The 6,644-nt window shown below is 73.4% G+C and carries 5 protein-coding genes and 6 tRNA genes; 2 read left to right on the top strand and 9 right to left on the bottom strand.

All coding sequences use genetic code 11. The annotated features are described in order from the left end of the window. Nucleotide 1: 1 nt before the first annotated feature. From ACR9ZK_RS20115 to ACR9ZK_RS20085, 7 genes are all read right to left on the bottom strand, one after another. Nucleotides 2–77, bottom strand: a tRNA-Gly gene (locus ACR9ZK_RS20115). A 53-nt stretch (nucleotides 78–130) separates the two neighbouring features. Further along, nucleotides 131–205: transfer RNA gene (locus tag ACR9ZK_RS20110), tRNA-Val, on the bottom strand. Nucleotides 206–284: 79 nt separating this feature from the next. After that, nucleotides 285–360 (bottom strand) — tRNA-Gly (locus ACR9ZK_RS20105). Between the two features lie 213 nt (nucleotides 361–573). Beyond that, nucleotides 574–648 (bottom strand) — tRNA-Val (locus ACR9ZK_RS20100). A gap of 19 nt (nucleotides 649–667) precedes the next feature. Beyond that, a tRNA-Cys gene (locus ACR9ZK_RS20095) sits at nucleotides 668–738 on the bottom strand. 27 nt (nucleotides 739–765) lie between these two features. Beyond that, a tRNA-Gly gene (locus tag ACR9ZK_RS20090) sits at nucleotides 766–838 on the bottom strand. Nucleotides 839–882: 44 nt separating this feature from the next. Then, nucleotides 883–1,989, bottom strand: coding sequence for a YihY/virulence factor BrkB family protein (locus ACR9ZK_RS20085; RefSeq protein WP_481343739.1), 1,107 nt, complete (start codon nucleotides 1,987–1,989; stop codon nucleotides 883–885). Nucleotides 1,990–2,089: 100 nt separating this feature from the next. Between ACR9ZK_RS20085 and ACR9ZK_RS20080 the strand changes: the two genes are divergently transcribed. Next, nucleotides 2,090–3,739 carry an acyl-CoA dehydrogenase family protein gene (locus tag ACR9ZK_RS20080; protein WP_481343738.1) on the top strand — a complete coding sequence of 550 codons (1,650 nt, stop codon included), beginning with the start codon at nucleotides 2,090–2,092 and terminating at the stop codon, nucleotides 3,737–3,739. Between the two features lies 1 nt (nucleotide 3,740). On the opposite strand, the gene ACR9ZK_RS20075 is transcribed toward ACR9ZK_RS20080, so the two are convergent. Next, nucleotides 3,741–4,694 (bottom strand): PPK2 family polyphosphate kinase, encoded by a 954-nt coding sequence (locus tag ACR9ZK_RS20075; RefSeq protein WP_481343737.1) that lies wholly within the window; start codon nucleotides 4,692–4,694, stop codon nucleotides 3,741–3,743. Between the two features lie 106 nt (nucleotides 4,695–4,800). Between ACR9ZK_RS20075 and ACR9ZK_RS20070 the strand changes: the two genes are divergently transcribed. After that, on the top strand, nucleotides 4,801–5,544 hold the full coding sequence (locus tag ACR9ZK_RS20070) for a dihydrofolate reductase family protein (RefSeq protein WP_481343736.1): 744 nt from the start codon (nucleotides 4,801–4,803) through the stop codon (nucleotides 5,542–5,544). Between the two features lie 8 nt (nucleotides 5,545–5,552). On the opposite strand, the gene ACR9ZK_RS20065 is transcribed toward ACR9ZK_RS20070, so the two are convergent. Continuing rightward, nucleotides 5,553–6,461: an alpha/beta hydrolase family protein gene (locus ACR9ZK_RS20065; RefSeq protein ID WP_481343735.1), complete on the bottom strand. Its 909-nt coding sequence runs from the start codon at nucleotides 6,459–6,461 to the stop codon at nucleotides 5,553–5,555. Between the last annotated feature and the right edge of the window lie 183 nt (nucleotides 6,462–6,644).

Below are 6,644 nucleotides of genomic sequence, written 5' to 3'. Positions count from 1 at the left end.
GTGGAGCGGACGACCGGGCTCGAACCGGCGACCTCAACCTTGGCAAGGTTGCGCTCTACCAACTGAGCTACGTCCGCACGCCACCGGGCCCGCGACGCCCGGCCCGGTGCGGGCCGGACGCGGCGTCCGGTGGTGGGCGATACTGGGTTTGAACCAGTGACCTCTTCCGTGTCAAGGAAGCGCGCTACCACTGCGCCAATCGCCCTCGGTCGTGGGCGGCCGGCCGCTGAGGACCGGACCACCCACCGGAGAGCCCCACGACCAGGTCGTGAGGCCCTCCTGCGTGGAGCGGACGACCGGGCTCGAACCGGCGACCTCAACCTTGGCAAGGTTGCGCTCTACCAACTGAGCTACGTCCGCGCGTGCTGCTCCGGGCGATGCCCTCGGCTGCGAGGTAGACCATAGCGGACGCACCGGCCCGCGGCGAATCCGCCTGCCCGACATGCACCGTCGCGCCGCTGCGTGGCGAGCCCCCGGCGGTCACCGCGTCCGGAACGTCCCCCTTCGCCCTCGCGGACCGGGACCCTCCGGGAACGACGAGAGACCCCCGGCGGCGCCGGGGGCCTCTCGTGCTGGTGGGCGATACTGGGTTTGAACCAGTGACCTCTTCCGTGTCAAGGAAGCGCGCTACCACTGCGCCAATCGCCCTGGGGTGTTGTCGTACCCGAGGTGGAGACGGGATTTGAACCCGTGTACGCGGCTTTGCAGGCCGCTGCCTCGCCTCTCGGCCACTCCACCGTGAAGGCAAGTACCGATTTGCCTCCGAGCGGACGACCGGGCTCGAACCGGCGACCTCAACCTTGGCAAGGTTGCGCTCTACCAACTGAGCTACGTCCGCGGGAACACCAGCGATGTAACTCCCCGCTCGGTGCGAGGTAGACACTAGCGGATCGGTCTGCGCGACACAAAACCGGCTCCACGCTCGCCCTCCCCGGGATGCTCGCGGGTCTCCCGACCCTCCGACTCGGGCTCGCGTGCCGCCCCGGGATCCGTCTGCTTGGCGTCGGCCGGTACAGGCACCCGGGTGCGGCGGCCGCGCGCCGCCTGGCGCTCCTGCGCCCCCCGCCGGGCCAGCCACTGGCCGATGCTCGGCGGCCGGTGCTCGGTCAGCTCGACCGGCCACAGGACGCGGGTCGCGGCGTTGAGCCCCGCCCCGATGAGGATGGCCAGGGCGAGGAAGTAGAGCCAGATGAGCAGGACGATCGGCGCGCTGAGCGGACCGTAGATCGTCGAGCCGCCGAGCGAGGCCGCGAGCGAGATGCGGACGATGTACGAGGCGCCGAGCCAGATCGCCAGCGCCAGCAGGGCACCCGGGAGGTCGCGGCGCCACGGGCCGCGGCGCGGCGTCGCCACGTGGTACAGGGTGGTCAGCGCGACGACGCTGAAGACGAGCAGCGCGGGCCAGTAGAGGTAGCGCAGCAGGGCGAGGGAGTCCGGGAGCCAGTCCGACACCAGCTGCGGACCGAGGAGGACGAGCGGCAGGAGCACGACGCCGGCGACGGTGCTCACGGTGTACAGGCCGAGGCTGAGTACCCGGAGCCGGATGATGCCGCGGACGTCCTTCTGCCCGTACATGATCGAGACCGTGTCGATGAAGACGTTGAGGGCCCGCGACCCCGACCACAGCGACAGGAGGAACCCGACGGAGACCAGCTCCGGACGCCCGCGTCGCAGGACGTCCTGGACCGTCGGCACGAGCAGGTCGCTGATGCTCTCCTGGGTGAGGAACCGCGCGGCGTAGTCACGGATCGAGCTCACGACCGTGTCGACGTTCTCCGGACCGATCCAGGCACTGACGTAGCCGAGGCCGCCGAAGAGCCCGAGGACGAGCGGCGGCAGCGACAGCAGCATGAAGAACGCCGCCTCGGCGGCCAGGCCGGTGACCCGGTACTCGAGGCAGACGTCGACGGTCCGAACGGTGAGCCGCCCGACGGCGAGGCCCCCCGGCACACGCCGCAGGGTCGCTCGAACCCGCTCCTTGACCGTCACCGAACGAGGCTAACCGGGCGCGGCGCGCAGGGGCGGGGTGTGCGACACGACACGCCCCGCCGCCACGTGTCCACCCCTCGGCCCGTCCTAGGCTCGGCGGATGGGCACGCACGAGGTGACGAACCAGGTCCCTCCCTACGAGGACCACGACCTCCTCCGCGAGGACCCGGCCCTGGCCGAGGCGGTCGACCGCTGGGTGGGCGCCGAGGACCTCGACGGGCTCGCCGACCTGGCGCGGCTCGCCGGGTCCGCGGAGGCGCAGGCGCACGGGCGTCTCGCCGACACGCACGTGCCGGTGCTGCGCACCCATGACGCCCGGGGGAACCGCGTCGACGAGGTGGAGTTCCACCCCTCGTGGCACTGGCTCATGGACCGGGCCGTCGGCGCCGGTCTGACGGCCGAGCCGTGGACGCGTCCGGCGCGCTCCGGCCCCCACGCGCGCCGGGCGGCCGGCTTCATGCTCTGGTCGCGCGTCGAGGCCGGCCACGGCTGCCCGGTGTCGATGACGTACGCCGCGGGTTCCGCGCTCCGGCACGACCCGACGCACGCGATGCGCTGGCTGCCGGCCCTCGCCAGCCGCAGCTACGAGTTCGGCATCCGACCGGTGGCCACCAAGAAGGGGGCCATCGCCGGAATGGGCATGACGGAGAAGCAGGGCGGGTCGGACGTGCGCGCCAACACGACGCGAGCCGTGCCGACCCCGGACGGACCGCTGCCCGGCGACACCTACCGCCTCACCGGGCACAAGTGGTTCTGCTCGGCACCGATGTCGGACGTCTTCCTCGTGCTCGCGCAGGCACCGGGAGGCCTGACGTGCTTCCTCGTGCCGCGGGCCCTCGACGACGGGACGCGCAACCCGTTCGCCCTCCAGCGCCTCAAGGACAAGCTCGGCAACCGCTCGAACGCCTCGAGCGAAGTGGAGTTGGACGGCACGTGGGGCAGCCGGCTCGGGGACGAGGGGCGCGGGGTGCGCACGATCATCGACATGGTGGGCGCGACGCGTCTGGACTGCGTCCTCGGTTCCACCGCGACGATGCGCGACGCCGTGGCGCGCGCCGTCCACCACGCGCGGCACCGCAGGGCGTTCGGCGCCCCGCTCGTCGACCAGCCGCTCATGCGCAACGTCCTCGCCGACCTCGCGCTCGAGGCCGAAGCCGCCACCGTCCTCGCGATGCGCCTCGCGCACGCCGTCGACGCCGGCGAGACCGAGCTCGCCCGGCTCGGCGTCGCGCTCGGCAAGTTCTGGGTGTGCAAGCGCACTGCCCCCGTTGTCGCAGAGGCGCTCGAGTGCCTCGGCGGCAACGGCTACGTCGAGGAGAACGGCCTGGCGCGGCTCTACCGCGAGGCCCCCCTCAACTCCATCTGGGAGGGCTCGGGCAACGTCAACGCCCTCGACGTCGTGCGCGCCCTCGGCCGGGAGCCGGCCAGCCTGGAGGCGCTCGAGAAGGAGCTGCAGCGCGTGCGCGGCCGCAGCCGGGAGCTAGACGCGCTCGTCGACGCGGCGGTGGCACGCGCCCGCGTTCTCGACCCCGGCACCCCCGGTGCGGCGTTCCAGGCGCGCTCGGTCGTCGAGGGTCTGGCCGTCGCGCTGCAGGCGAGCCTGGTCGTCGAGCACTCCCCCGCAGCCGTCGCCGACGCCTTCCTCGCGAGCCGCGTCCACGGCGGCCACGGCTCCCGTGGGCACGTCTTCGGCACGCTGGGTGCCGACCTCGCGGGCGTCGCGGGCCACGTCGTGGACCGGGCCGGCTGAGTCAGCTCTCGGCGAGTCTGCGCTTCTCCACCTCGACGTCGAAGTCGGCTTCGGGCCACTGCAGGTCCATCTCGCGCAGGGCTTCGAGGAGCAGCTGCTGCACCGCGAGCCGGGCGTACCACTTGCGGTCCGCCGGCACGACGTGCCACGGCGCCCCGACCGTCGAGGTCGTGTCGAGGACGGCCTGGTAGGCCTGCATGTAGTCCGACCAACGGGCGCGCTCGTCGATGTCGCCCGGGTTGTACTTCCAGTGCTTGTCCGGGCGGTCGAGGCGTTCCTGCAGGCGGGCCCGCTGCTCGTCCTTGGACAGGTGCAGCATGACCTTGACGATGTGCGTGCCAGCCGAGACGACGTCGCGCTCGAAGGCGTTGATCCGGGCGTACCGCGCGCCCCAGACGTCGGGCGGCACGAGCTCGTGGACCCGGACGACGAGGACGTCCTCGTAGTGCGAACGGTCGAAGACGCCGAGCTGCCCCGGCCCGGGCAGGGCCCGCTCGATGCGCCAGAGGAAGTCGTGCTTCTTCTCCTCGTCGGTCGGCGCCTTGAACGCGGTGGCCTTGACGCCCTCCGGGCTGACGGCGACGACGTGCCGCAGGATGCCGCCCTTGCCGGAGGTGTCCATGCCCTGCACGACGAGCAGCACGGACCGGCGCGAACCGGCCGTCGACTCGGCCCACAGCCTCTCCAGGAGGTCGCTGAGCTCGGCCTGACCCGACTCGAGGGCCGCCCTGCCATCGGACTTGCCGCCGTGGAAGGCAGGTGTCGAGGCGGGGTCGACGTCGGCCAGGAGGTCCCCGGTTCCGACGCGCAGCGCGTCGCCGAACCCGCCGAGGGCCGCGCCGTCGTCGGCGACGGACGCCGCCGCGTCCTCGGTCTCGCGGGCCTTCTCCTCGGCCTTCCTGCGGCCCTTCTCGGACCCCTTCTCCGACCGCTTCCTCGACCCCTTCTTGCCCATGGGCGCCATCCTGCCCGACCGACTCCCGCCGCAGGGGCGGACGCGCTGGACCACCCCGTCGGCCGGCGGTCCGCCGCTCGTGGAGACGCCTCGCCATACTGGCGTCATGCGCCTCCTCGTGCCCGGCCGGACCGGCCTGGACCCGTTCACCGAGCTCGACAGCGAGGGGCTCGCCGCGGCGTACCGACCGCCGTCCCCCGCCTGGCTGCGGGCCAACATGGTCACGACGCTCGACGGGGCCGCGACGGGTCCGGACGGTCGCTCGGGGACCATCAACACCGATGCCGACCACGTCGTCTTCGAGCTGCTCCGGGCGCTGAGCCACTGCGTCGTCGTCGGGGCCGGCACGGTCCGGGCCGAGCACTACCCGGCTCTGTCGGTCGACCCGGCACTGGCCGCGCTGCGCGAGGATGAGGGCCTGCCGGAACCCCTGCCGCTCGTCGTCGTCAGCAACTCCGGGGACGTCCCCGACTCGGTGCGGCCGTTCACCGACGGCTCGGTGCTCCTCGCGGTACCGGCCGGTGCCCGTGGGCTCGACGCGGCGCGTGCGGCGCTGGGGCCCGACCACGTCCTCGTGCACGGGCAGGACCGCGTCGACCTCGTCTCGCTCGTCGCCGGACTGCACGCGCGGGGTTGGACCCGGGTGCACACCGAGGGCGGGCCGGCGCTGCTGGGCAGCCTGCTCGCCGCGGGTGTCGTCGACGAGCTCTGCTTCACGGTGACGCCGGCGGTCGTCGCGGGCGGGGCCCCGCGCCCGGTGTCGGGACCGCCGCTCGACGTCGACCTGGAGCTGGCGGTCCTCGTGGAGCAGGACGCGACGCTGCTCGGCCGCTGGACCGTGCGACGCTGAGACGTCGGTCATCCCCCGGACGGGGGCGCCCCCAGCCCGGCGACGAACGCACCGACGACGCGCTCCCAGCGGGCGGTGTCGTGGTTCCACTCCCGGCAGTGCCGGGCGACCTGCCAGCGCTCGAGGTGCACGAGGTCGGGGCGCCTGGCCGCGAGCGCCACCGCCGGCCCGATGGGCACGAAGTCGTCGTCGTCGGAGTGGATGACGAGCATGGGGACCCGCAGCTCGTCGGCGCGGGCCACCCAGTCGGTGCGGGCGACGTCGATGGGCTCGCGCACGCCGACGAGGCGGCGGCTGCGGGCCGAGCCCATGAGGTCGGTGGCGACGCGCACGAGCGCAGCGGGAACGCGGTGCAGCCGGCCGTGGTGACGCAGCACGACGCCCCAGTCGAGCACCGCCGAGTCGAGGGCGACGCCGGCGACCCGGTCCGCGAGCGATGACCGGTCGAGGGCCTGGAGCACCACGGCCCCACCCATGGACCAGCCGAAGAGCAGGAGCCGACGGGCACCGTGCGACACGGCGTGGGCCATCGCGGCCTCGACGTCGCGCCACTCGGACAGCCCGAGGTTGTACCGGCCGTCCGGCCCCCGGGGCGCGTCGCGGTCGTTGCGGTACGACGTCACGAGACTCGTCCACCCGGCCGCGCGCAGGACCGGCACGGCGCGCAGGGTCTCCTCACGCCGGGCACCGCGGCCGTGCACGAGGACGGCCCAGTCTTGGCCGCGACCCGTTGCCGGGCGCACGACCCACCCCGGCAGGGGTCCGACGTCCGACAGGACCGTGACGTCCTCGTCCGGCAGCCCGAGGCTGACCCGCGGCCGGTCCCAGAAGTAGTACTGGTTCCACCGCGCCGGCCCGGGCGCGAGCCGGCCGCGGTCGACGGCGAGCAGGCGGCGGGTCACCGACACGTCGTCCACGTCGAGGATGTCCCCGACGCGGGCGTGCCCGAGGCCGCCGTCCAGCCAGAGGCCGTAGCGCCCCGGCACCACCGGGTCCGGGCCGGCGGCGAAACGGACGGTCTCGGCGTCGTGCTCGAGGACCACGACGTCGTCCGGCTGCAGCTCTGTCTCTTATACACATCTGACGCTGCCGACGACGGA

It is taken from the genome of Monashia sp. HAY1-5C (genome assembly GCF_056755255.1).
Note: the sequence above shows the minus strand (reverse complement) of the source record. Positions and strands in the feature narration are given on the sequence as shown.

Excerpts from the sequence above, each read along its gene's own strand:
- ACR9ZK_RS20070 (WP_481343736.1), top strand. The coding sequence starts at position 4,801 with ATGCGCCTCCTCGTGCCCGGCCGGACCGGCCTGGACCCGTTCACCGAG.
- ACR9ZK_RS20080 (WP_481343738.1), top strand. The coding sequence starts at position 2,090 with ATGGGCACGCACGAGGTGACGAACCAGGTCCCTCCCTACGAGGACCAC.
- ACR9ZK_RS20075 (WP_481343737.1), bottom strand. The coding sequence starts at position 4,694 with ATGGGCAAGAAGGGGTCGAGGAAGCGGTCGGAGAAGGGGTCCGAGAAG.